This is a genomic window from Planomicrobium sp. CPCC 101110, assembly GCF_007859395.1.
Taxonomy (GTDB): Bacteria; Bacillota; Bacilli; order Bacillales_A; family Planococcaceae; genus Planococcus.
Window position 1 is genome coordinate 65,743 of record NZ_VOHD01000003.1, and the last position, 24,631, is coordinate 90,373.

Below are 24,631 nucleotides of genomic sequence, written 5' to 3' on the forward strand. Positions count from 1 at the left end.
TCGAATCATCAAGGAAAAGCTTGCAGCATTAAGATGAAGCTGGTTTAGCGGCAGCACATGTTTGTATGACTTTTAAGTTCTCATTTTCGATCACAATCAAATCTTTTGAGTGAGAATATGGAAATATCAAATTGGCTCTGTCCTTCCAACGCCATTTGGCTTAACACTTCTCCCATCACGCTTCCGAATTTGAAGCCGTGGCCAGAAAAACCGCAGGCAAAAATCACATGGCTATGTTCAGGATGGAAATCAACAATAAAGTCTTGGTCGCTGGAGTTTGTATACAAACAAGTTTTTCCTTCCTTCAAAGTCCCGTTTGCGCCAGGCATATACGTTTCAAGAAAGTGCCTCAAGTCGCCTTCATCGGTTTCATAGAGCCCAAAGTCCTGTGTATGGAGGTTCGGGTCAATTGCCTGTCCGCCATCGGATTTGCCGATTTTAATGCCGGACCCCTTCAAGCTGGGGAAGCCGTAAGCCTTTTTATTGTTGTCCTCTATAAAAAACGCTGGAAAGTTAGCTGCATCATAAAGGCCGGAAGGGGATTCAAACCAACCGACGGCTTTGCGGGTCGGCTGAATCGGAAGGTTTAAATCCGGCAACAATTTAGCTGCCCATGCCCCTGCTGTGACAATTATTTTTTTTGCATAAAATGTCGAGTTTTCGGTCGATATTTTGACGCCATTCTCGCCATTCATGTCAATATGCCGGACAGGTGTATTGATTACAAGGTCTGCCCCGTTTTTAACCGCCGTTTCTTTATAAGCCTGGATGGCAGTCTCGCTGTAAATGATTCCCGATCCCGCTTCAAAGCACCCGATAAAATGATCCGGAACAGAAAAACCAGGCCATCTTTCTTTGATTTCCTTGCCTTTTAGTATTTCTAACGGAAGATCGTACTTTTCGGCAGCAGCAATTGTTTCTTGAAGAAAAGGGGAATCTTCCGGGCCAAGGCCAAGAACTCCGGTTTTTTCAAAGATTTTATAACCTGTCTGCTTTTCGAGGTCTTCCCATAGCTGCTGGGCACGCTTCACAAGTGTAACGTATTGTCTCCCTTCGCCGTATGCATGCCGGATCAAGCGGGTATCCCCGTGATGGCTTCCTTTGGTGTGCGGCGGATCAAAGGCATCGATCAATAAGGTCTTTACTTTTTGCTGCGCTAAAAAGGCGCCGGCAGCCATTCCCATTGTGCCAGCGCCAATGATTGCCACATCATAAACAGTTTCTTTTGTCATTTTATCCCGCTCCGCTCTTCGTTGGCCTTAGGTAAGAAAAGTAATTAAAGTATTATTAGATAGTATTTAAGATTTGAATGGTTGTCAATTTTTCAAAGCGCCTTTTGCCCCTGCGAATTTTGTCATATATGATTCATCTCCCTCTTAAGTCCGGAGAGTTGGATGAAACCGTGGATTCTTACCATAATCCTTCGATCTTCACAAAAAAATATTTTTGCGAATTCAGAATAGAAAAAATGTATTTGACAGGAGCCGCAATGTAAAATACTATCTTTAATATGTAAAAAAAATAAATAACTTATCAAGAGAGACTGAGGGACAGGCCCGTCGACGTCCAGCAACCATCATTTTTTGTGAGAGGTGCTAATTCCTGCAGAGGATTTCCTCTGAGAGATAAGATGTAGATTAAAACCTATCTCCTATCGGGATAGGTTTTTTTGTATATAGGGACATGCATTGCCTTTTTATTTCTCAGAGCGGAAGAAAGGAGAGTTGCTGAATTCAAAAAAGCAATAGCCGGAAGTTAGATCTGCCGGTTGGTTCATCTGCATAACGAATTAAAATAGCGCAAGGCTTTTCTTTTGGTCATCCAGCAAAAAGGCAGCTGCACCATTTGCTTTTCGTATAGGATTGGCTTGCGACTCTCTGTATAAACAAAGGAGTTTTTCAGAATGAAAAGAAAATATTACTTATCTGCATCCCTGTTTTTATTATTAGGTGTAGGGGCATTGAGCGGATGTTCCTCGAAAGAAGCGACTAGCGCAACTGGCGACCAGGTGATTCTGGTGGGAACACAAAATGATTATCCTCCTTTTGCCTTTGCGGACGAAAAAAACGAACTGACCGGGTATGATGTTGAAGTTGTCAAAAAAATTGATGAAAAATTGGATGGCTATACATTCGAATTTGTAGCCGTTCCATGGGACAGTATGTTTCTTGCATTAGAGTCAAACAAAATCCAGGCAATAGCAGATCAAGTGGCGAAAACACCAGAGCGGCAGAAAAAGTACTTGTTCACCGATGAATCCTATTTTGCTTCCCAAACTGTTATTGCTGTGGAAAAAGGAAGAAAAGATATTCAGACACTAGAGGATTTGGAAGGCAAGAAGGTAGGAGCTCTTGCTGGAGATTCTTACACATTGCTTTTGGAAGAATACAACAAAAAAGCGGCGCAGCCGATTGACCTGAAATACAGTGAAAGCGGAAACCCTTCTGAGATTTTGCAGGATGTCCAGAATGGCCGTATAGACGCCTATGTAAACGATCCGATCATGATAAATGCGGTTTTGGAAAAAAATGATTTGGGTGTGGAAGTTGTGGGCCAGCCTTTGGTCAATGATGATATGGGCATTGTACTGAAACAGGAAGAGGAAGGCAAAAAGTTGAAGGCCTTGATTGATCCTGTTCTGGAAGAACTCAAACAAGATGGCACTTTGGCCGAGTTGTCGAAAAAATGGACCGGCGGAGAATACATCCCTGAATAGGTTTGCGGAAGGGAAGAGAATATGGAAAATTTACTGGATATCAATTTTTTAATAGAAAGTATTCCTGCTATTGTTTCACGGCTGCCCATTACGATCGGGATAGCTGTAGGCTCGCTGATTTTGAGTTTGTTTATCGGGGTGGCAACCGCACTCATTAAAATATACAGGGTTCCGGTATTAAGAGTGATTTCCTCCATATACGTATCTTTTATCAGGGGAACTCCGTTGTTGGTGCAGATCTATCTTGTTTTTTATGGAATACCTAAGATTATCTACTATTTGCAGATTCAATATGGCTGGCTTCAGTCTGCGGATGTGAACAGCATCCCTCCGGAAGTATACGCGCTGGTGGCGTTTTCTGTTAATCTGGGCGCCTATTTGTCCGAGACGATCAGGTCTGCTATTGAATCGGTTGACCGCGGGCAATTTGAAGCTGCTAAATCCATCGGGATGACCCCTGCTCAAATGATGCTTAAAATCATTTTCCCGCAGGCTTTGGCAGTAGCGATACCCAACCTTGGAAATATGTTCATCAGCACAATCAAAGACACTTCGCTTGTTTTCATTATCGGGGTTATAGATATTATGGGGCAAGCCAAGATTCTCGGTTCTCGCGGCCTGGCATTTTTTGAAGTATATATCGGGGTATCGATTGTCTACTGGATTCTTTGTATTGCAGTGGAGCGTCTGCTCGTACTGATCGAGAAGCGGGCTCGAAGATATGAAAGAGGGATTGCTTCATGATTAAATTGGAAAACATTCATAAGTATTACGATAGCCAGCATGTGCTGAAAGGCATCGACCTTATCGTCAATAAAGGCGAAGTGGTTGCGATTTTAGGGCCGAGCGGTTCAGGCAAATCCACTCTTTTACGCTGTATCAATTTCCTGGAGCAGCCTACCCGCGGAATCGTGGAGATTAGCGATAAAAGAGTGGACGCTGAATCAGCAAGCAAAGCGGATATCAGTTCTTTAAGAAATTCCACAGGAATGGTTTTTCAGCAATATAACTTGTTCAAAAATTTCACAGTGCTTCAAAATGTAATGATCGGCCTGACCAGTGTGAAAAAAATACATAAAGCTGAAGCTAAAAAGATGAGCTTGGAAATTCTTGAAAGAGTCGGCTTGACGAATCGATTGAATCACTATCCTTCGCAACTGTCGGGCGGGCAGCAGCAAAGGGTTGGAATTGCCCGGGCACTTGCACTCAATCCGGAAGTTTTGTTGTTTGATGAACCCACCTCTTCGCTTGACCCGGAATTGGTTGATGAGGTTTTGACAACGATCAAAAAGGTGGCAAGTGAAGGAAATACGATGCTTATTGTTACCCATGAACTGAATTTCGCACGTGATATTTCTGACCGAGTCATTTTTATGGAAGATGGTGTCATTATCGAAGAAGGGACGCCTGAACAAATTTTTAATCACCCTAAAGTCGAGAGAACAAAGCAATTTTTAGGTAAAGCAATCAGAGCAAAGTAGAAGACGGCGGAACGAATTCGGACAAGGAAAGGATGTTTTGGCATGAACCCGATTGAACAGATTTTAACGGACTATCCTATCCTGATCCTTGACGGCGCAATGGCGACAGAGCTTGAGAATTATGGATGCAATTTGAATGATCGTTTATGGTCAGCAAAAATCGTATTGGAAAATCCGGACTTGATAAAGAAAGTCCACCTGGATTATTTTCAGGCAGGAGCGGACTGCGCAATTACGGCAAGCTATCAGGCGACGATTGAAGGGTATAGAGAAAGAGGATTGACGGAAGAGGAGGCAATCAGCTTGATCGGAAAATCTGTCCGAATTTCCGCGGATGCCCGCGACGAATTTTGGGCGAACCTGAAGGACAAGTCCAATAGGCCGAAACCGTTAGTTGCGGCATCTGTCGGCCCATATGGCGCTTTTCTTTCAGACGGCTCTGAATATCGCGGCCATTATTCTCTGAGCGAAGATGAGCTGGTTGCCTTTCATAAAGACCGGATCAGGGTATTGGTGGAAGCGGGGGCGGACATTCTCGCCTGTGAAACCCTTCCTTGCCTTACGGAAGCAAAAGCGATTATAAAGGTACTGAAGGAATTCCCGGGGGTTTATGCCTGGTTCAGTTTCAGTGCCAAGGATGGATACCACATAAGCGATGGAGAAAGAATCTCCAGCTGCGCTGAATGGCTCGATGGAGAAGAACAAGCAGCTGCCATCGGCATCAATTGTTCAGCCCCTGAATTTATAGACTCGTTGATCAAAGAGGTAGGAAGCCAATCCTCTAAACCGATCATCGTTTATCCTAATTCAGGTGAAGAATACGATGCGGCAAGCAAAACATGGAGCGAAGAGCCTTCGGCAAATTCTTTTTCCGCCAATACAAAACGCTGGCATGAAGCGGGTGCCCAGATTATCGGAGGCTGTTGCAGGACAACCCCTGAAGATATTGCAGCCATCACTGCATGGGCCCGCAAATAAGATAAATCGAAATTGGTTGAAGAGGCGGCGTTCAATACGAGTCGGAATGAGCCACATCCTAAATGAATAAAATCGGTTATTTTCTCTTTTGGAAACAGTCTAATTAGCATAATTAGGCTGTTTTTTATTATGGATTAAGTTGGAACTGGCATGTGTTCGCTGTTTTAACAAGCCGTAATGTGCAAATGTTCTTCGGATGTTTCCCCTGTCCAAATGTTCCAAATGTAATAATTGCTGTTTTTTTATGTACCGAAATGATATATAATGACTTCATTAACTTTCGTAAATAGAGTTAATATTAGGTTTAAAAAATATTTTCTCGTTTAAAAACAACTTAAATACGAACTATTATTTATTAATATTATATATTGTTCGTAAAAAAGAATTTAAGTTGAAAAAGTGGAGGCTCTGTTATATGAATCAATTTAACAACAAGTGGATGCGTGCTGTACTTCCGGCTTTATTGATCCACTGCAGCATCGGCACAGTTTACTGTTGGTCATTGTTCAAGGGGGATATTGCTTATTACATGGGGGAAACGGTCGGTGATGTGGAATGGGCATTCAGTATAGCCATTTTTGTTCTTGGTATGTCTGCAGCTTTCGGCGGCAAGTTTGTCGAAAGGAACATCCAGAAGTCATCCTTGCTTGCGGCGTTATTTTTTATTGCCGGGATGGCAGGAACCGGTTTCTTCATTTACCAGAAGTCATTGATCGGTGTTTATTTTTCTTATGGGATTATTATGGGGATTGGGCTTGGCATCGGTTATTTAACTCCGGTAAAAACATTGATGCTTTGGTTTAAAACACAGAAAGGGCTGGCGACAGGCCTTGCAGTTTTAGGATTCGGCTTGGCGAAGGTTATAGCAAGTCCTTTAATGGAAAAATTGCTTGGAGAAAGAACCGATGAAGGGGTTTTAGTGAACCCCGCAAGCATTTATACAATGTTTTATATTTTGGCTGGTTTATATTCAGTGATGATGGTCATCGGACATTTGCTGTTGAAAAAACCGGACGGCTATGAAAAAGAAAATGCACTAAGCGCAGGATTCAGTTATAGAAATATATTAAAGAATAAAACATTCATCGGTATTTGGGTTATGTTCTATATTAATATTACATGTGGATTAGCTTTGATCTCACAAGAAAAAGGCATTTTAGCTTTCATTGGATTCGGGGCGATTGGTTTAGTCTCTTCGCTAACAGCTGTTTTCAATGCGGGCGGACGGATAGCTTTCTCTTCATTGGGTGACCAATTGAAAGACCGCAATTCCATCTACAAAATCATTTTCGCTTCATCGATCACAGCCATTTTACTGACCCTCGTGCTTGATGGCATCCATAGTATGGTGACAACAGTCCTTATCATCGCCTTGCTTTGTGTTATAAATGCGGGCTACGGTGGAGGGTTTTCATCTTTGCCGCCATTGTTATCCGACCGATTCGGTTTGAACAGCATTTCCACGGTACATGGACTGACCTTGTCCGCTTGGGCATTTGCCGGATTGACAGGCAATCAGCTGAGCACTTTTGTTTTGGAAAAGACGCAATCCTATGACATGGTATTGTATGTCATTATGGCTCTCTTCTCGGTTGCAGCTTTGATTAGCATGTTTGTTGTCAAACCCGAAAAGGTGCGCTTAGAAACTGAAGAATTGAATACGAAAGAAGAAATTTTGGCAAGGTAAGAATGTGATACATAAAATTTCTTGTGGACACGTTACAGTGAATAAACCATAACTTAATAAAGCCAAGGGAATCTAAACTTGGTAACTAACAAAAGGAGAGTGCTTATATAATAAGCACTCTCCTTTTTATGCGGGTATAACCATTGCTTCAACAACTGTTTTTTTTTTATTCTTATTTGAAAAATGGCGTTTTCTTTAATGCGATGGCAACAGGAATCGCTACAAGAAGACCTACCGCATTCTGGACAAGGTTACCTGGAATAGAAGCTGCCGGCACCACGAAGTTGCCGAAGATGATTGCTTCGCCGACGTAATAGATGGCCAGCATGAAAGGAACTGAGACTAAGGCAGCCAGGATATTGAAGCCGACGCTGTTTCCGTTCCGTCCATTCGACCAGGCGATTTTTCCGACCAGATAGCCTTGCAGGCCGCGGGCAAGAAAGGAAATCGGTGCCCACAATGTCCAGCCTGAAACTAAATCGAACAATCCCATTCCGATAGCTCCGGCGATCATTCCTTTTTTAGGGCCGAAAACAATGGAGATGACGAAGAGCATAGCTGTACCCAAATGGACCAATCCGCCATTTGCTGTAATCGGCAATTTTATATTCAATAAGAGCGTAGCAACAAATACAAGCGCAATGGACATAGCGGTCAAAATCAAATCAAAAGTCCGGCCGTTTGAATAAGAGGTGGTTGTTGTTTTTTGCATCGTCCTGATCCTTCTTTCATAGCAGTTTTTTGTGTACTGCTACAATAGCAAATGATTGGCCTAGTTAAAAGCATCACTTTAGCAGAAAACTTAGGGGTCAGTTTAAAAGGAAAGAGAGAAACCACCTTTTTGCCAAAGGTATTGGAAAACATGCCTTTTTTCTATATAGTTCCAAGTATCCGATGTAGAATAAGGGTACACGATCATAGGGAAAATAAAAATAGCTATTGGGCCTTTGATGAATGAGGGACAGTAATGACTGGAGAGTGGAAGAATGTTAGGGGAACAGACGAGATATTCCAGGCTGGCGAATATAACAAAAATCATCAATACCAAATTAGAATTGCGTGAAGTGCTGCAACATGTAACGACGGCAATTTCCGAAGAGATTATGCAATGCAGCGCCGTCGGCATCTTCCTGCCCCAGGAAGACGGAACTTTTAAGGCGTATGCAGGAAAGCCGGAAGTCATAAATGGCGCCTCGCTCCACAGCCAAGTGATTGATCCGAAGACGGATTTGCTGGCCAAGGAAGTTATTGAAACGAGAAGAACCATCTACATCCCTGATACTTTGAAAGACAGCCGGCCGGACCGGACACCGGTTGAAACCCTCTATATCAAATCTTTACTGGGGTTGCCGATTTCGTTTGAGCAGGAGCTGTTCGGTTTGGTTTTCCTGTTTGACTACGACGCACCGATGAATTTAAAAGATTCGGAAATCCAGAGCGTGGAAGCTTATGTGAACATGGCGGCGGTGGCCATAAGGAATGCAAAAACCTTGGCTCAGAAGGAAAGCTTGATCTCTGAAAAGCAATTGCTGTTGGATGTTACGAGTGATTTATCGATGTGCTCGTCGCTGCAGGAATGTATGGATAAATGTTTCTACTATATAGGAAAAGTGCTGAATAACAACAATATGGTTGTTCACCTTCTGGATCCGGTTGAGAAAAAGATCATTCGCGCAACCAAGCAGAGCAACGGCTGCCAATGGACAGAGGCGGAGTGGAGCGAACAAATTGAAAAAGCGCAAAAAGAGCGGCATTATGATGCCGTGATCCAAGAGGCGGTCCGGACACAAAATATTTCTTACGCCGCTGCTGGACCGTTCAAAGGCGCACTGGTAATCCCATTGGCATTGATGCGGGAAGTGCTCGGCGTCATCCTGGTGGCTGACCCTGCAGGGGAAGCTCCTGTTTTTGGCGAATCGCAAATTCAATTGGTCCAATCCATTGTTGATGCCACAGCGCCCACATTTTCAAATCTTTTGTATATGGACCAGCTGGAGAACATGGTGGAAGAGCGGACAAGAGAGCTGGCCACCGCCAACGAAAAAGTTGTCAGTGTTATCGAAAGCATTACAGATGGATTTTTCGCTTTGAACAAAGAGTGGGAATTCATCTATATCAACAAACATCAATATTTGCCGGAAAATAAAACAGCAGCGGAAGTATTGGGCAGAAACATATGGGGAACTTTCCCGGCATGGGCAGAAACGCTCATGTACGAAGAATTTCATCGCGCCATGATAGACAGGGTGCCGGTGCACTTTGAAATGCCGTCCGCTTCCGAGAACTATTGGCACGAAGTTGTCGCTTATCCATATGACGAAGGGATTTGCTGCTTGTTCAAGAACATAGCAGAAAAAAAGAAATACGAAAAGGAATTGCGGCGGCTGTCAAATCTGGATCTGATCGGCCAGATGGCTGCCGGCATCAGCCATGAGATCCGCAATCCGATGACTACAGTCCGTGGATTTTTGCAACTGTTGAAACAAGAGAACAAGCTTGAGAAGCACGACGTCTATTTTGATGTGATGATTGAAGAGCTCGACCGTGCCAATTCAATTATCACCGAATTCCTATCGGTGGGAAATACAAGAACATCCGATCTGCAGATGCTGGATTTGAATGCTATTGTTAATGACATTGCACCATTGATAAAGATTGATACGTTCGGGCAGAATAAAATGGTTGAGTTCGACATGGAAGACGTTCCGGAATTATTGCTAAACCGAAACGAAATTCGGCAATTGGTCATAAACCTGTACCGCAATGCGCTAGATGCGATGGAGGCTGGAAAATTACTGACGATTTTCACGCATCAAGAAGGTGAGAATTGCGTGGTTCTTGGCGTGCGGGACCAAGGGGAGGGAATCCAGCCGGAAGTATTAGAAAAGATTGGCACGCCGTTCTACACGACTAAGGATAATGGCACGGGCCTCGGCTTAGGGATATGCTACGCTATAGCTGCCCGCCACAATGCTAAAATCGAAATCCAGACCGGGCCAGAAGGCACCACTTTCTTGACGAAATTTTATTTGGAATCCAAAGAGTAAATGAGAGCACAAACTTTAAGGGATATAAGTGAATCAAGAAGGAGGGCATAATTTTCTGGCGAATCATGCCTGGAATGCGATATTGGCGCAACCCTGTTCAGGATTTTAAAAATTGCGTTTGACGCCAACGACGAGCCCGTCCATCTTTCTACCTTTATGTGCGAGACGAACAAGGTGAATTTGACCGTTCACCGAGCTAAATAATAGAACTGCGATTTTTATTTGAAATAACCTTGAAGGGAGAATGCCGGAGAAGCCGCATTCTCTTTTTTGTTGGATTAAAACAGCAGAGACAACTGGAAGTCCAGGAAAAGCGCAGAAAGTAAGAGCTGTTTTGGACTTAAATTAAAAAAACGCTTGCGGTTTGGTTTCTGGCATTATATGATGTTAATCGTAATGTTTACTATTTGTTAACAGAACTGGTCACGAATAAATTGATGTGAAAATAAATACGCAACCGTAAGGCAGAAAGTTATATACATAGGAAGCGCAAAAAAATTTTTGCCGTTTTTAAATTGTAATTATTACTCTTTGTGAATTTTGGCTAGTCGAACTTGGAAAATAAGAAAAATGAATGTCTTTTGTAGAAGCAGGGGGCAGGAATTGAGGGGAATTTTTAATGGGGAAATTATCTAAAGCACTTACTGTGCTGATCTTATCGGCATTGGTGCTGGCAGCTTGTTCTTCTGAATCGGGGGAGCAATCGGACAGCGGAAAAAACCATATCAACCTGCTCTTCAATTTTGCGACGAGTTCTCTTGACCCGAATGTGGACACGAGCTATGTCTCGCTAAGAGCCGGGATTACTGAAACGCTGATCCACTTGAATGACGAATCCTTGAAGATTGAACCTTGGCTTGCCCAAAGCTGGGACAGCGAAGACGGACAAACATGGACAATCCAGTTAAGAGATGATGTAACGTTCCAAAACGGGAATCCAATGGACGGAGCGGCGGTAAAAGCCTCTTTGGAGCGGGCCATGAAAGACAGTGTAGCGATCAAAAATGCACTGCGCATTGAGTCGATCAAGGCGGAAGCCAATACATTGACCATCAAAACCGAAGTTCCATTTCCGGAATTCCCTTCCGAATTGGTCCACCCGAACACTTCGATCATTGACGTAACGGAAACGGACTTTGTCAATAAGCCTATCGGAACCGGACCGTTCGCAGTTTCTTCGTTTATCCCTGGAACAGCGGTGAATCTTGTGCGCTATGACGGCTACTGGGACGGTGCAGCTCTTTTGGAAACGGCCAAGTTTTCGTTCAATGAAGATGCCAATGCCAGATCCCTTGCCCTTCAGTCAGGAGACGCAGATATTGTTTTCCGTCCGGAAGTCGAGAGTTTGGATAGCCTAAAAGCAGTAGAAGGCATCGAAGTGGAGTCGACCTCGACTTTCCGTGTTCACCAAATGACGATGAACCTGCAGCGGAAACCGCTTCAGGATATAAACGTCCGCAAAGCGATTGATGCCTTAATCGATCGGAAAATGATCGCGGAAACGATTTTGAAAGGGCACGCTGAAGTAGCTGCAGGACCATTTCCGTCATCATTTTCTTTTGCGCCGGAATATCCAAAAAAACAGAGTGGCCTCGATATCGCCCGGAATTTCCTTAAGGAAGCGGGATACACGGAAGCTGATGGCGTCATGCAAAAAGATGGGAAACCTTTGGAGCTGACTTTGCTGACGTACAGCGCCCGGGCAGATTTGCCATTGATCGCACAAGTTTTCCAATCGGATGCAAAGCAATTGGGAATCCAAGTGACCATTCAGCAAATTGAAATACCGGAAGAATACATGGCAGCGAACCGGGATTGGGATTTGACAACCTATAGCAACCTGACGGCTCCGCGCGGGGATGCAGGCTATTATTTGAATGCGACTTACCATCCGAAAGGGGCATTGAACTTCAGTGGTGCGAATGACGATCAACTTACAAAAATGATCGATCAACTTAACAGTACAGTCGGCCAGCAGGAGCGTTCGGATATCGCGGAAGAAATTGCTTCCTATGTTGACGGGCAAGTGTATAACTCGTTCATCCTGCATCCAAACACGCTGGTTGCTTACAATTCCGGCAAAGTGAAAAATTGGGTGACTTCGCGCAGTGAATACTATATGTTGACGAATGAATTGGACGTGAACTAAGTGTTCCGCATATTAAGCAAAAGATTATTCGAAGTGCTGGTTTTTCTTCTGATTATCACTTTTGTCAGCTTTCTTTTTGCCCGTCTTGCACCAGGAGATCCCGTCCTCTCCATTCTCCAAGTGGACGACCTTTCTGTGACCAACGAACAGATTGAGGAGCTCCGGGAGGACATGGGATTCAATGATCCGCTGCTGGTGCAGTATGGCAACTGGTTTTTGGATTTTGCCAAAATGGATTTCGGAAATTCGTATATTACCAATCAACCGGTAATGGAGATGATTTTCAGTGGAGTTCCCGCAACGCTGGAGCTGACTGCGGGTGCGCTGGTTGTCATGATTTTGGTTGCCGTGCCGCTTGGATCTCTTGCAGCGCTGTATAGAGGCACTTGGATTGATCAGCTTAGCCGGGGCATCTCCTTAATGGGAGCCGCTGTGCCGAGCTTTTGGCTTGGGCTGATTTTGATCGACCTTTTGGCAGTGCGTTCTGGAATGCTTCCTACTATGGGGAGGGACGGCATTATTTCTGCCATCCTTCCCTCTATTACGTTGGGGTTGGCAATTACAAGTGTCTACGTTCGCTTGCTTCGCTCAAGCCTGATCGATTCCCTTGGACATGAATTTATCAGGGCTGCGCGTGCAAGGGGCCTCTCGGAAACCCGCATCTTTTTCGCTCATGCCTTCCGTGCAAGCCTGCCGCCGGTCATCACGGTTTTTGGCGTCAGTCTAGGAAGTTTGATCGGCGGAGTGGTGGTAGTCGAAGTGATTTTCGCGTATCCGGGCATCGGCAAAATGGTGGTCGACGCAATCAGGGGGAGGGACTATCCCGTAATCCAAGGCTATATCCTGATTATGGCCGGGTTTGTTTTCATAGTAAACAGCTTGGCGGATTTGTCGCTGCGCTATTTGAACCCCGAATTGCGCTTGAAAGAAAAGAGGGATGAAGGATGGAATTAACGGCATCGAAATTCAATAAAACAACTTATATAACTGTAGGCTTGGTCATTTTACTCGGCTTGCCCGCTGCAGCCGCAGCTTACACGTTTCTTGTTTTGAACCATGATCCATCTTTCGTCAATCTGAACGAGAGGCTGCTGCCGATGAGTATGGAGCATCCGCTTGGCACCGACCATTTAGGGCGCGACGTATTGACCCGGATTCTGCTCGGTTCGCGGCTGACTGTCGGCTATGGTTTGCTGGCGCTTCTCATGGCCGTGGCCATCGGAGTTCCGTGCGGCATTTTGGCGGGCTTTAAAGGCGGATTTTTAGATCGCTTTTTCATGCGTATAGCAGATGCTTTCCAGTCGTTCCCTGACACCATCGTAGCAATTGTCCTAAGCGGCTTGCTCGGTCCTGGCATTGAGAACCTGCTGATCGCCATCGTGCTAGTCAAATGGGTCAATTATGCCCGCCTCGTGCGCAGCATCGTCATTTCCGAACGCCATAAAGATTATATAACAATGGCAAAAGTGAACGGCCTAAGTCCATGGCGCATTATGTCGAAGCATCTGTTTCCTCATATCATCGGTCATGTGCTTGTATTGGCCAGTCTGGACCTTGGGAAAATCATCCTGTTGATCTCCTCATTGTCCTATATCGGCCTTGGGGCGCAGCCGCCCGCGCCTGAATGGGGAGCTATGCTGAATGATTCCCGCCCATATTTCCAATCGGTACCGTCCTTGATGGTATTTCCAGGGTTGGCCATTGTTTTTGTCGTGCTGCTTACAAATCTCCTGGGTGATTATTTGAGAGATACATTTGATGTGAAAAAGGAATTGAGTTCATGAGTCTTCTAACGATCAATAACTTATCGGTTGCAGCCAAAGAGCTGGAGCTTGTCAAAAAAATCTCTTTTGAAATCGGAGAAGGGGAATGGATGGCTGTTGTCGGCCAAAGCGGGAGCGGCAAAAGCGTCACCGCGTCAGCCATCGGCCAATTGCTTGGACCGAATTTAAAAGCCGAAGGAGAAGTGATGTACAAAGGGAGAAACTTGCTGGCTGTGCCTGCCAAAGAAATGCGCAAAATACGCGGCAGGAACCTCTCGTACATCTTTCAGGACTACCAAGGGTCGTTTACTCCTTTTATGACAATCGGCAGCCATTTTGACGAATATCAAAAGACACATCTTAAACTGTCAAAAAAGGACAGAAGAGAACAAGCACAAGAAGCCTTAGTATCTGTCGGGTTAAAGCCGGAATTGTATCGCCGCTATCCTTTCCAATTGAGCGGAGGCCAGCTTCAGCGTGTGTCGATTGCGCTGGCGCTGCTGCTGAAGCCGGATATTCTGATTGCGGACGAACCCACAACAGCGTTGGACAGCATATCATCATTCAAAATTCTGGCGCTCCTGTCGGATTTGCAAAAGCAGACAGGCTGCTCGATTTTATTCATCACGCACGATTTGCGTCATGTGAAAAATTATGCGGACCGCATTGTGGTGATGAAAGAAGGGGGAATTGTTGAACAGGGGAGGAAGGAACAGATATTGAATCAGCCCAAGCATCCATATACCAAACTGCTGATTGAAGCTGCCCCCATCCTCAAATCACCACTATCTTCTCCGGAGGTTGCGAAATGAGCTTATTGGAACTCAACAATGTCAGTAAAACGTATAAAAACGGAGATGCTGTGCTGAAAAACATTAACTTCTCGCTGGAGAAGAAGGAATGCGTCGGGCTTGTCGGAGAAAGCGGCTGCGGAAAAAGTACGCTGGCCCGCTGCATTTTACAGCTCGCTTCAGTAGATGAAGGCGAAATCCTGTTCAACGGCATGGCGCTGCAAAATAAGAACGAACGGAACTTAAGGGCTTACCGGAGGAATATCCAGACGGTCATGCAAAATCCAGCCACTTCGCTGAACCCCAAACTGAAGATTCGCGACTCGTTGCTCGATCCGTATTTCCAATACGGCGCCCAAGCGGCTTTAAGGCACTTTCAGTATACGAACGAAAGGGATTTCGTGAAGCAGTTGATGGAAGCGGTAGAGCTGCCCTTGGAGCTGGCCGATCGCTATCCGCATGAATTGAGCGGCGGCCAGAAACAGCGGATCACGATAGCGCGTGCCATCAGTTTGGAGCCGGCGCTGGTTGTTTTGGATGAACCGACCTCAAGCTTGGACATCTTGTCCCAAGCTTCCATCTTGCAGCTGCTGGATGGTCTTCGGGAACAACTCGAACTATCATATTTGTTCATATCCCACGATTTGTCGGCAGTGAATGAGATGAGCCAAAAAATACTGGTCATGAAGGACGGCAGCATAGTGGATCGCTTCAAGAAAGAAGAGCTGTTTTCGGAAAGCCGCCACAGTTACACGAAAGAATTGATTTCGCTGTATCAATAAATGAAAAAGTGCTTCCCCAATTGTAAAACTGGGGAAGCACTTTTTTTCTATTATTTTGATAGGTTGAATGCCTCTTTTGACACGAAGAAATCTTCTCCGTTATAAACCGTAACGCCTTCTAGCGTCTTAGTGGACGTCTTTTTGTTCTGTGTTACATGGGCAACGTCCTTATTGACAGGCAGCTCGATTGTCGTGTTGCTCTTTTCTGCAACAAATACCGGATTGTTTTTATCTGTCACATCAATGCGAGTCGTGTAGCCTTTCTGTTCAAAAGCTTCTTTTGCGTTAACGAACAGCTTGTCAGAAGTTTTTTCAAGATCAAAGTCCATAAACTCCGCCATTGTTTTTGCAATATCGGTATTGTCTACCAAACCGTATGGCTTAGATGGGCCGTAAGCATACAAGAAGACATCTTCGCCAGTGTGGCCGCCGGTTGTATAGCCGATATTCGCTCGCTGGGCCAGCATTTTAGTCATATCCGCCTGCAGGTTTTTCGATTCTTTCAACTTTGTGAGTTCCTCTTCAGTCAAATCATCCAGGCCATATAAAGCTGCTGCCTCTTTCAAGTTGGAGCGGTCAGATTTCAATGTCTTCAATGCTCCTTCAATTGTCATCGAAGCTTTCTTCAAAGGTTCGATATAATCGGAAACAGGAGTTTCAGGATAGCTTGAGTTTGTATTCGTATTCCCCATAGTGATTCCGCTGTTGCCGTGGTCGCTGACTGCGATAACCATCGTATTGCCATCCGCTTTCGCAAATTCCACCGCTTCTTTCACAGCGGCATCAAAAGCCAATACTTCGCTTATGATTCCGACTGTATCGTTCGCATGGGCTGCCCAGTCCACTTTGCTTCCTTCGACAAACAGGAAGAATCCATCTTCATCTTTTGACAAAGTATCAATTCCTTTTTTCGTCATTTCCGCAAGAGAAGGCTGGTCATTTTTTGTCGCTTGGCGATCAAAGTCATAAGCAAGAGCTGATGGGGCAAATGATCCCCAGAGCTTCTCGGAATCTGAATTCATAAGCTCATCTTTCGACTCAACAAAGTCGTAGCCATTTTCGTTGATGACATCAATTAGGTTTTCGCCGTCTACGCGGGCATTTTTAGTTGATCCTGGAGCCAGGGATTCTTTTCCTCCTCCAAGCACCACTTCAATTCCCTGGTAAACTTGCTGTTCAGCGATATCCTGATAATTGCTGCGGTGGGTAGCGTGGGCAGAAAAGCCTGCAGGCGTCGCGTGCTGAATCTCTGAAGTAGAGATGATTCCTGTGGATTTCCCAAGCAATTCCGCTCCCTCCAATACGTTAGCAACCGGTTTATAGACATCTTCAGCAGCAACAGGTTCGACACCCGGCGTGTTTACGATTTTAGGAAGAAGTCCAACGACTTTATCATTCGATTTGTTTCCAGTCGCCAAAGCAGTCGCAGCTGGGGCGGAATCGGTAATTGCGGATTCTGCAGAATGCGTATGCATGCCGCCGACAAGCATGCTATCCAATGTAAGGTCTTCACCTTTATACCATTTTGCCAGGTTGGTAGCACCGGCACTGGTTCCATCCATCACCATCATGATGACGTTGGTCGGTTCGTTTTTCTTGTTCTTTGCTTCAATAGCCGGTCCGTTCGTTGCAAGGCCTAAAGAAGAAAGGGCTACAGCGGCAGCGATCGAAACTCCAACCGCTTTCTTTTTAAAATTTCTAGTCATTTAACATGTTCCTCCTCTGATTATGTACGATTTGTTTTACTGTTTTATATGATAGAGCATGAACATTTCACCAATATGAATTTAAAACGAAAGTTTTGTAAAACTTTGTAAATATGGAATGATTCAGCAGATGTCGTCTCCTGTTGGGAAGAAAATAGAAGCCATGAATTGCTATGAAAATCACTGTTTCATGAAAAAACGGATCCGGGACTGATAGTCAAATTTAACATTGTTTAAAGAATTAACTGGCAGGAAAAGTTTAAGGGGCGTCGAATCCTGAGAGAAGAGAAAAAGCTGCCAGACGGAAAGGTCATCAGAAATTGAAAAAGAATTTGTCGGTATTAATGAAGAGGAGGAGATGAAATCATGAAATTGGTTCCGAAAGTGTATACCGGTGAATCAATGGACGTTTCTTTTACCCCAGCCTTATGCATCCATGCAGCTGAATGCGTAAAAGGGCATCCCGAAGTGTTTGATACGAAACGGCGGCCATGGATTATACCGGACGAAGGAGCGGCAGACACAGTCGCGGATGTGATTGCCCGATGTCCAAGCGGCGCGCTGCAATATTTACGGAAAGACCAGAGGCCAAACGAATTGCCGGATGTGCCTGCGGTGATTGGCCCGAACTCTTCCGGACAACTGGTGGCACGGGGAGACTTGCGTATACGCCACGAGGAAGGCGAATTGAAAACTTATCGGGCAACCCTATGCGGATGCGGCCACTCGCACAACCAGCCATTTTGCGACAAGAGTTCGATATGCAAAGAAGGAGGGAATAATTGATGGAAATAAAAACCGGGGAAAATAAATTTTATATAGGGGAAGATGCGGCTGATACAGATGCAGAAGTCCATTATGTCCCGACTGGCCTTACCCGGATTATTGTGGACCATACGCATGTCGCTGAGAACTTGCGCGGGCAAGGGGTAGGGGAAGCATTAGTGAAAAGAGTGATTGAATATGCAAGAGAAGAGAAATTGATGATCGTCCCGCTCTGTCCGTTCGCTAAAAAACAATTTCAGGTGCATCCGGAATACCAAGATGTTTTGGCAAAGTAACTGGCTTAAGATTGGTTCGATGCAGCAGTAAAAAATCTGAAACTTGAATGGGCGTCTTTGAACGTGCCAGCCAAGTTTCAGATTTTTTCATGTTATTTAGTGGGATGAGGCAGATTAGCCCTTGGAAAATTCAATTGCGCTTTGAACAGTAGCAAAAGTTAAGAGGGTCTTAGTCGGTTCACGCATTTCAGCAATTTCGATGGCGGCTTTTGGCGAAATGCCCGTAATGTAAAGCTTGCTTCCCATTAATCTAAGTACATCTTGAATCATCAGCAACTGCGCAGAAAAGTAGCCCTGTTCCCAAAACACACCAGAAATATCAATAATAATATGCTGGGAATGATTGTTTTGCACATATTCACTCAACTTCATGGTCAAGACTTCGAAGCGTTCTTTTGTCATTTCTCCTATTAACGTTACAGCACCCATAGTTTCGCTGATTGATAGAATAGGCAGCAGGAGCCGGTTGATTTCCTCATCTTTTTCAGCCAATGTTTGGCGCTGAAGATATTCCAGCGATACATCGGTTTGGGTTCCGATAAAATACAAGTGGTTCTCGGCGGTCACCGGCTTGATATTTAAGAGGTTCCAAAAAGGGCTGCCGTCCTTGCGGTAGTTTTTGAGGGTGACGGCTACACTTCCTTGGGTTTCAACGGCCCTCTTAATTTTTTCAATTGCCGATGGATCAGTATCTTTTCCCTGTAAAAAGCGGCAGTTATGCCCTAAAACTTCTTCTTGAGAATAACCCGTTAGCGCCTCAAATGTTTGATTTGTGTAAATCAATGGGTTGTCTGGCAGAGAGGGATCTGTTACAGAAGTCGCTACGCGGCTTCCATCCAGCATTGCTTCAAAAAGCGAAAGCTGAGTAGGATAGCTTAAATTTTTCAAAAAAACAACTCCAATTTTGGCCTGGATGCAGTGGACCAAGGAAAATTAAAGAAAGCCGGAGATGGGCATGAGTTAATTTTCCTGATGGCCCGATGTAATTGTCAGACGCTTTTTATAAGCAATTATCATTGTTCGCTTAATGGATGTGCGCATGGATAAACAGCTATTCCAATATTCCTGTATATAAAGTTACTATGAAATTATACATAACTTTACAGCGCTTAACCAATCATCGCATTCTGCTGCCGGAATCTGGCCTTCCCCTTCTTCACTGAAGTTGAAAACATTGACACCCTTATCAATATGACTTATTGTTAAAGACGCGATGAGCTCGTTTGCGTAAGACGGACAAGCATTCCTTTAGGGAACACGTTGTGGAGCGTGGCTTGGAACGCCGCAAATTATCGAGAACACCTTGCCTTTGGGCAAGGTGTTTTTTTGTTTTAAGAAGTATATATAGGACAGATAGGAGACATCTTGCGTTAAAGATGAAGTTGAGGTAGGTTACAAAGGAAGAGAGTTTTAAATTATAGGATGAAAAGAGGGAATGCCATGAGATTTGGAATTGTCGGAACGAATTGGATTACTGACCGTTTTATAAAAGCGGCGCAAGCGCATCCTGAGTTCAGCATCGGGGCTGTCTATTCCAGGACCGAAGAAAAGGGCAGAGAGTTTGGGGAAAGGTACGGAGTTGAAAATGTGTATACGGATATGGCGGAAATGTTCCAAAGCGGAACCGTTGACGCTGTATACATTGCCTCGCCCAATTCGTTCCACGTGGAACATAGTTTGCTTGCAATAGAGCACGGCATCCATGTTCTTTGCGAAAAGCCCGCAGTCGTTACCGTCGAAGAAATGGACCGGGTCATTGCAGCGTCAAAGGCACATCGAGTAACCTATATGGAAGCGATGAAGTCTACGGTAACGCCGTCTTTTCTTAATCTGAAAAAGAATATAGATAAGATTGGGCAGCTTCGGCGTTTTGTTTTCCATTACAACCAATATTCTTCCCGATACGATAAATACAAAGAAGGCATTGTAGAGAATGCTTTCAAGCCGGAACTTGGGAACGGTGCAAAGAAGGATTTGGGGGTTTACTGCATCGCACCTATCGTCCATTTGGCCGGTGAGCCGGAAGCGGTTCTGAAAAATACATATTTGTTGTCTACCGGCGCGGATGGACAAGGCAGCATGATTTTCGATTACGACGGCGTAGAAGCGGTCATCATGTATTCCAAAATATCGGATTCTTATTTGCCGAGCGAAATCCAAGGCGAGGACGGCGTGATCGAAATCGATCGAATCAGCGACCCTAAACAAATCGTGATCAAATACAGGGACGGACAAACAGAAGATCTTTCAATTCCGCATGAATTTGACACGATGTATTATGAGCTGGAAGAATTCATCAAGTGCGTGAACAATAAGCAAGTGGAGTCCGCCATCAATACCCATGACATCTCCAGGAAAGTCGTGAAACTGCTCCAATAAAACGGTAGTGGCGGATAAGAAAGCAAAGACCCTCTTCTGCAGGAAGAGGGTCTTTTTCTTATGCTTCGACTTCCACTTCAACACCAAAGTGGTCAGAGACAACGGGTTTGTTGGCATTGTTAAAAATGACTTTTGAAGAAATGACCGGAAGCGGTTCGCTCATCAAAATAAGGTCGATGCGCAGATCTTCTTTGTTGTTGTTCCAGCCGGTGATTTTTCCTTTGACGGTAATGCCTTCATCTTTGTTCCGGGCGAGAGTGTAAGTGTCATAGAGCCCATGGGCCATCAAATAGTCGTAGCCTTCTCCGGTTGAAAAAGCGTTGTTGTTGAAGTCGCCTAAAAGAAAGAAAGGCTCTTTCTTGTTCACTTGCTGGAAAAGAAAATCCGCCTGCTGCCTGAAAGGTTCTTCCACATCGTGCCACCAGCCTGTATGGCAGGAGTAAAAAGAGATAGGGCTGCCGTTATACTCAATTTTTGCCCCGACAATTTTCCGGGTTTTCCAGACACCCGGATCGATGCCTTTGCTGACGAAGAAAGAGTGTTCTTCTATGATTGGATGCTTTGTTAAAACAGCTAAACCTTCTTCATATTTACCGGAGGTGAAATGGGAAAAATCCCATACGAGTGAATAATCGGCTATACCAAGTTTTTCTAACTGCTGCAGCAAAACAATTGCATAGTTATCTTGTGTAAGGGTTTTGGTGATCCGCTGTTCCTTAATGGATTGGTTGACTTCCTGCAATGCAATCACGTCGTATGATTTTTCTTTGATGGCTTGGGCCAGGTGGGCGATTTTTTCAAGTTGGTTATCCTCCAGCCAAGCATGGCAGTTCAACGTGAGCAGTTTCATATTCATCATCCTCTCTATCTTTATGGCAAGCTCATTTTCGGTTCAGATTAAGAAAAGCCCGGCTAACAGCGAAGTGAATTCGCGGAAAGCCGGGCTTTGAAAGTTGAAAACTTAGCTTAATGCATCTGTTTTCGCAGGAGTGATTAAAATAATGTTTTGGTCGTTGGCTTTTACAATGCCGGATTTTTTGAGTTCAATAGTTTGGCCTTCTTCCAGATTCGTAAAGACGACTGGTGTAACGATAGAGGCCGCATTTTTTTCAATATAATCCAAATCAACTTCCATCAATACTTGCCCTTGTTCAACAAGGTCGCCTTGTTCAATATGCGATGTGAAGCCTTCGCCTTTCAAGTGGACCGTATCGATTCCGATGTGGATCAAGATTTCTGTGCCATTGTCTGCTGCAATTCCGATGGCGTGTTTTGTAGGGAACACAGTGACAACTTTTCCGTTGACTGGTGAAACGACTTTTCCGTCTGTTGGGCGGATTGCAAAACCATCGCCAATCATTTTGCCGGAAAATACCTGGTCAGGAGTTTCGCTGATCGGCAAAATTTCTCCAGTAAGCGGGCTGCTGAATTCCAATGCAGCCTTGCTTACAGCAACATTTTCTTCCTGTTTTGCCGCTTTTGGAGCAGCAGCTTGTGGACGCGGTCTTTTGCCATTGATAATATCTTGCATTTGTCCGCGCAGGCTGTCTGACACTGGGCCGAAGATTGCCTGGATGTTGTTGCCGACTTCCATAACACCGGAAGCACCAAGTTTTTTCAGTCTGTTTTTGTCTACATTGTTTTTGTCTTCTACGCTGACGCGCAGGCGGGTGATACAAGCATCAAGGTGAGTGATGTTTTCCTGGCCGCCCATTGCTGCAAGAATTTCATATGGAAGGTCGCCGACTTCTTCGTCGTCTTCGTCTTCTTCCGTATCTTCTTCACGGCCTGGCGTCATCAAGTTGAACTTCTTGATGGCAAAGCGGAAACCGAAATAGTAAATGACTGCGAAGAAAGCACCTACGATAATGACCCACCACCAATCGGTTCTTCCAGGCATAACGCCGAATAGCAAGAAGTCGATTAGTCCGCCTGAAAAAGTCATACCAATTTTAATATTAAGAATTTGCATGATCATGAACGATAATCCTGCAAAAACAGCGTGGATACCGAAAAGAACCGGTGCAACGAACAAGAAAGAAAATTCAAGCGGCTCTGTAATTCCAGTCAGGAAAGAAGTCAAAGCAGCTGAAGCCATGATTCCGCCGACAACTTTCTTTTTCTCAGGGCGTGCGCAGTGGTAAATGGCAAGCGCTGCCGCTGGAAGGCCGAACATCATGAACGGGAATTTACCAGCCATAAATGTGCCGGCTGTAAATTCGACGCCATCCTGCAGCTGAGCGAAGAAGATCCGCTGGTCGCCGCGGATGATTTCTCCGGCAGCATTTGTGTAAGAACCGAATTCAAACCAAAATGGTGAATAGAAAATATGGTGCAAACCGAATGGGATCAATGAACGTTCAATTGTCCCGAATACGAAAGCGGCAAGTGTCCGGTTGGTTTCGAGCATGAAATGCGAAAGCGCATTCAGGCCGTTTTGGGCGAATGGCCAAACCATGAACATGACAATGCCTAGAAACACCGCTGAAAAAGCAGTAACGATTGGTACAAAGCGTTTGCCTGCAAAGAATCCAAGGAACTGAGGCAACTTGATGTTGAAGAACTTGTTATACATGAAAGCCGCTAATACACCGACGATGATACCGCCGAAAACACCCGTTTGAAGTGTTGGAATGCCCAGCACCTCGGCGTATTTTGGATCAGTTGTCATCTCTGTGGTAATGTCGCCGAATGCTTTCATGGTGACGTTCATGATCAAGTAGCCGATAATGGCCGCAAGGCCCGCTACTCCGTCACCGCCGGCAAGACCGATGGCCACCCCGACCGCAAATAGCAATGGCAAGTTATCAAAGACGACTCCGCCCGCTTCTGCCATAACGAATAATAATTTTTGGATCCAGTCAGCGCCGAAAAATGGCACCGCTTCTAAGAACGAGTCTTGTGCAAAGCTCGTTCCGAAAGCCAAGAGAATACCTGCTGCAGGCAAGAGCGCTACCGGAAGCATTAATGCTTTACCGACCTTTTGCATCGTGCCGAACAGGTTGCTGGACTTTGCAGATTTAGTAGACATGAAAAATTCCTCCTTATTAAAAAATAAAAGCGGAAAACCAATTGAAGCCATCCAATCAAAACAAAAAGGCATGAGCAGAAAAGAAGCGGTTAAAAAAGGAGAGACCTCCCCCTTGAGTAACCTGTACATCTTTTCATACTCATGCCTGATCGAATCAGTAACACGTATGGTTGATTTAAGATTTATGAAGCAAACGTTGAAGATGAATGGTTAAATATAACACTTCAGCTTCATCGACTGGCTTATTCAATTGATTCTGCATAACTTTAATTAGTTTCCAGGCAAGATTATAACATACGGGATATTCTTTTTTCAATAGCTCTTCCAGTTTATTTTCCTCGCCTAAAGGCTGTCCTTGGTGCGCCCGGTCGATTGCCCTGTGAAGATGCTGGATAAGCCGGTGGTAGTCGACATCGTCCCTTTGCAGATGAAGGTTAAGGTTGGCTTCGATAATTTCGACGAGCTGCGAGATGAGAAGGTTATAGCGGTTGATGTCGCGCAGCGACTTGTCGGTTACGGCGCTATGGATATGAAGCGCGATAAAGCCGATCTCGCCTTCAGGAAACTCGATATCCATCTGCTCTTCCACGCGTCTCACCACAGCCTTTGCCACGCCGTACTCTTTTGGATAGAGCGCTTCGATTTCATATAGAAATGGGTTGGAAAACTGCATATCTTTTTTTGCGCGGTTGATTGCGAAGGCGAGATGGTCAGTCAGTGCAACATGAATATGCTCATTGAGTTCCTTGCCCATTTCCTTTTCGATAAACAGGAGCAATTCATGGGTGAATCCGATCAAATTTTCTTCAATATGGGGAACCAAATTAACATACTGCTCTTTTTCTTTTTCGTCCTTCAGCAGGAAGGTTTTATCCGCTTTATCAAATGAGATAGGTTCGCCTTTTGCCCGGTTGAAGCCGAGGCCATTGCCGATCAAGACAACTTCTTTATATATATCGTGCTGAGCGATGACCACATTATTGTTCAGCACTTTTTTTATAGTTAATATCTGCTTCATTTCAGCCTCCATCCGCCAGCAGGCCATAGGTAGCATGACTGG

Annotated in this window: 21 protein-coding genes, 1 pseudogene and 1 riboswitch; of the genes and pseudogenes, 15 read left to right on the top strand and 7 right to left on the bottom strand. The window is 44.8% G+C overall.

All coding sequences use genetic code 11. The features are described 5' to 3' along the window. Positions 1 to 80: 80 nt before the first annotated feature. The gene (gene solA, locus FQV30_RS00600) at positions 81 to 1,232 is read right to left on the bottom strand and encodes an N-methyl-L-tryptophan oxidase (protein WP_146498213.1); all 1,152 of its coding nucleotides are present in this window, start codon (positions 1,230 to 1,232) and stop codon (positions 81 to 83) included. Between the two features lie 295 nt (positions 1,233 to 1,527). Further along, positions 1,528 to 1,632: riboswitch (SAM riboswitch) on the top strand. Between the two features lie 271 nt (positions 1,633 to 1,903). Between solA and FQV30_RS00605 the strand changes: the two genes are divergently transcribed. From FQV30_RS00605 to FQV30_RS00625, 5 genes are all read left to right on the top strand, one after another. After that, positions 1,904 to 2,716, top strand: coding sequence for a transporter substrate-binding domain-containing protein (locus tag FQV30_RS00605; RefSeq protein WP_146498214.1), 813 nt, complete (start codon positions 1,904 to 1,906; stop codon positions 2,714 to 2,716). A 21-nt stretch (positions 2,717 to 2,737) separates the two neighbouring features. Beyond that, positions 2,738 to 3,460 (top strand): amino acid ABC transporter permease, encoded by a 723-nt coding sequence (locus tag FQV30_RS00610; protein ID WP_146498215.1) that lies wholly within the window; start codon positions 2,738 to 2,740, stop codon positions 3,458 to 3,460. Then, positions 3,457 to 4,197, top strand: coding sequence for an amino acid ABC transporter ATP-binding protein (locus FQV30_RS00615; protein WP_146498216.1), 741 nt, complete (start codon positions 3,457 to 3,459; stop codon positions 4,195 to 4,197). The genes FQV30_RS00610 and FQV30_RS00615 overlap by 4 nt, the downstream gene beginning before the upstream one ends. Before the next feature lie 42 nt (positions 4,198 to 4,239). After that, positions 4,240 to 5,175, top strand: coding sequence for a homocysteine S-methyltransferase (mmuM, locus tag FQV30_RS00620; RefSeq protein WP_146498217.1), 936 nt, complete (start codon positions 4,240 to 4,242; stop codon positions 5,173 to 5,175). Between the two features lie 415 nt (positions 5,176 to 5,590). Further along, on the top strand, positions 5,591 to 6,862 hold the full coding sequence (locus tag FQV30_RS00625; protein ID WP_146498218.1) for an OFA family MFS transporter: 1,272 nt from the start codon (positions 5,591 to 5,593) through the stop codon (positions 6,860 to 6,862). Positions 6,863 to 7,034: 172 nt separating this feature from the next. Here the strand turns inward: FQV30_RS00625 and FQV30_RS00630 are convergent, their stop codons facing one another. Beyond that, positions 7,035 to 7,574 (bottom strand): ECF transporter S component, encoded by a 540-nt coding sequence (locus FQV30_RS00630; protein WP_146498219.1) that lies wholly within the window; start codon positions 7,572 to 7,574, stop codon positions 7,035 to 7,037. 274 nt (positions 7,575 to 7,848) lie between these two features. Between FQV30_RS00630 and FQV30_RS00635 the strand changes: the two genes are divergently transcribed. The 7 genes and pseudogenes from FQV30_RS00635 (at position 7,849) to FQV30_RS00665 (ending at position 15,394) form a co-directional block, all read left to right on the top strand. After that, positions 7,849 to 9,909, top strand: a complete 2,061-nt coding sequence (locus FQV30_RS00635) for an ATP-binding protein (RefSeq protein ID WP_146498220.1) — start codon at positions 7,849 to 7,851, stop codon at positions 9,907 to 9,909. A 69-nt stretch (positions 9,910 to 9,978) separates the two neighbouring features. After that, positions 9,979 to 10,113, top strand: a pseudogene (locus FQV30_RS18300) (GntR family transcriptional regulator); the annotation flags it as partial. A gap of 415 nt (positions 10,114 to 10,528) precedes the next feature. Beyond that, positions 10,529 to 12,058 carry a nickel ABC transporter substrate-binding protein gene (nikA, locus tag FQV30_RS00645; RefSeq protein WP_146498221.1) on the top strand — a complete coding sequence of 510 codons (1,530 nt, stop codon included), beginning with the start codon at positions 10,529 to 10,531 and terminating at the stop codon, positions 12,056 to 12,058. Next, entirely contained in the window at positions 12,059 to 13,012 is a 954-nt protein-coding gene (gene nikB, locus FQV30_RS00650; RefSeq protein ID WP_146498222.1) for a nickel ABC transporter permease, read from the top strand. Further along, positions 13,003 to 13,842 carry a nickel transporter permease gene (gene nikC, locus FQV30_RS00655; protein WP_146498223.1) on the top strand — a complete coding sequence of 280 codons (840 nt, stop codon included), beginning with the start codon at positions 13,003 to 13,005 and terminating at the stop codon, positions 13,840 to 13,842. Before nikB ends, nikC begins: the two co-directional genes overlap by 10 nt. Next, complete coding sequence (locus FQV30_RS00660; protein ID WP_146498224.1) at positions 13,839 to 14,633, top strand: ABC transporter ATP-binding protein; 795 nt, start codon at positions 13,839 to 13,841, stop codon at positions 14,631 to 14,633. The genes nikC and FQV30_RS00660 overlap by 4 nt, the downstream gene beginning before the upstream one ends. Further along, entirely contained in the window at positions 14,630 to 15,394 is a 765-nt protein-coding gene (locus tag FQV30_RS00665; protein ID WP_146498225.1) for an ABC transporter ATP-binding protein, read from the top strand. Before FQV30_RS00660 ends, FQV30_RS00665 begins: the two co-directional genes overlap by 4 nt. Before the next feature lie 50 nt (positions 15,395 to 15,444). Here FQV30_RS00665 and FQV30_RS00670 read toward each other — a convergent pair whose 3' ends face one another. Further along, positions 15,445 to 17,100 carry an alkaline phosphatase gene (locus FQV30_RS00670; protein WP_146498226.1) on the bottom strand — a complete coding sequence of 552 codons (1,656 nt, stop codon included), beginning with the start codon at positions 17,098 to 17,100 and terminating at the stop codon, positions 15,445 to 15,447. A gap of 366 nt (positions 17,101 to 17,466) precedes the next feature. On the opposite strand from FQV30_RS00670, the gene FQV30_RS00675 reads away from it, so the two are divergent. Then, a complete protein-coding gene (locus tag FQV30_RS00675; RefSeq protein ID WP_146498227.1) occupies positions 17,467 to 17,886 on the top strand; it encodes a (4Fe-4S)-binding protein in 420 nt (139 codons plus the stop codon). Beyond that, positions 17,886 to 18,161 carry a GNAT family N-acetyltransferase gene (locus FQV30_RS00680; protein WP_146498228.1) on the top strand — a complete coding sequence of 92 codons (276 nt, stop codon included), beginning with the start codon at positions 17,886 to 17,888 and terminating at the stop codon, positions 18,159 to 18,161. Before FQV30_RS00675 ends, FQV30_RS00680 begins: the two co-directional genes overlap by 1 nt. Before the next feature lie 114 nt (positions 18,162 to 18,275). Here FQV30_RS00680 and ytvA read toward each other — a convergent pair whose 3' ends face one another. Further along, complete coding sequence (gene ytvA, locus FQV30_RS00685) at positions 18,276 to 19,049, bottom strand: YtvA family blue-light photoreceptor (RefSeq protein WP_255473271.1); 774 nt, start codon at positions 19,047 to 19,049, stop codon at positions 18,276 to 18,278. Positions 19,050 to 19,601: 552 nt separating this feature from the next. Between ytvA and FQV30_RS00690 the strand changes: the two genes are divergently transcribed. Then, a complete protein-coding gene (locus FQV30_RS00690) occupies positions 19,602 to 20,540 on the top strand; it encodes a Gfo/Idh/MocA family protein (RefSeq protein ID WP_146498230.1) in 939 nt (312 codons plus the stop codon). Between the two features lie 58 nt (positions 20,541 to 20,598). Here the strand turns inward: FQV30_RS00690 and FQV30_RS00695 are convergent, their stop codons facing one another. The 3 genes from FQV30_RS00695 to glcT form a co-directional block, all read right to left on the bottom strand. After that, entirely contained in the window at positions 20,599 to 21,390 is a 792-nt protein-coding gene (locus FQV30_RS00695) for an endonuclease/exonuclease/phosphatase family protein (protein WP_146498231.1), read from the bottom strand. A 111-nt stretch (positions 21,391 to 21,501) separates the two neighbouring features. Then, on the bottom strand, positions 21,502 to 23,571 hold the full coding sequence (gene ptsG, locus FQV30_RS00700) for a glucose-specific PTS transporter subunit IIBC (protein ID WP_146498232.1): 2,070 nt from the start codon (positions 23,569 to 23,571) through the stop codon (positions 21,502 to 21,504). 175 nt (positions 23,572 to 23,746) lie between these two features. Then, positions 23,747 to 24,589 (bottom strand): glucose PTS transporter transcription antiterminator GlcT, encoded by an 843-nt coding sequence (gene glcT, locus FQV30_RS00705; protein WP_146498233.1) that lies wholly within the window; start codon positions 24,587 to 24,589, stop codon positions 23,747 to 23,749. Positions 24,590 to 24,631: the final 42 nt, after the last annotated feature.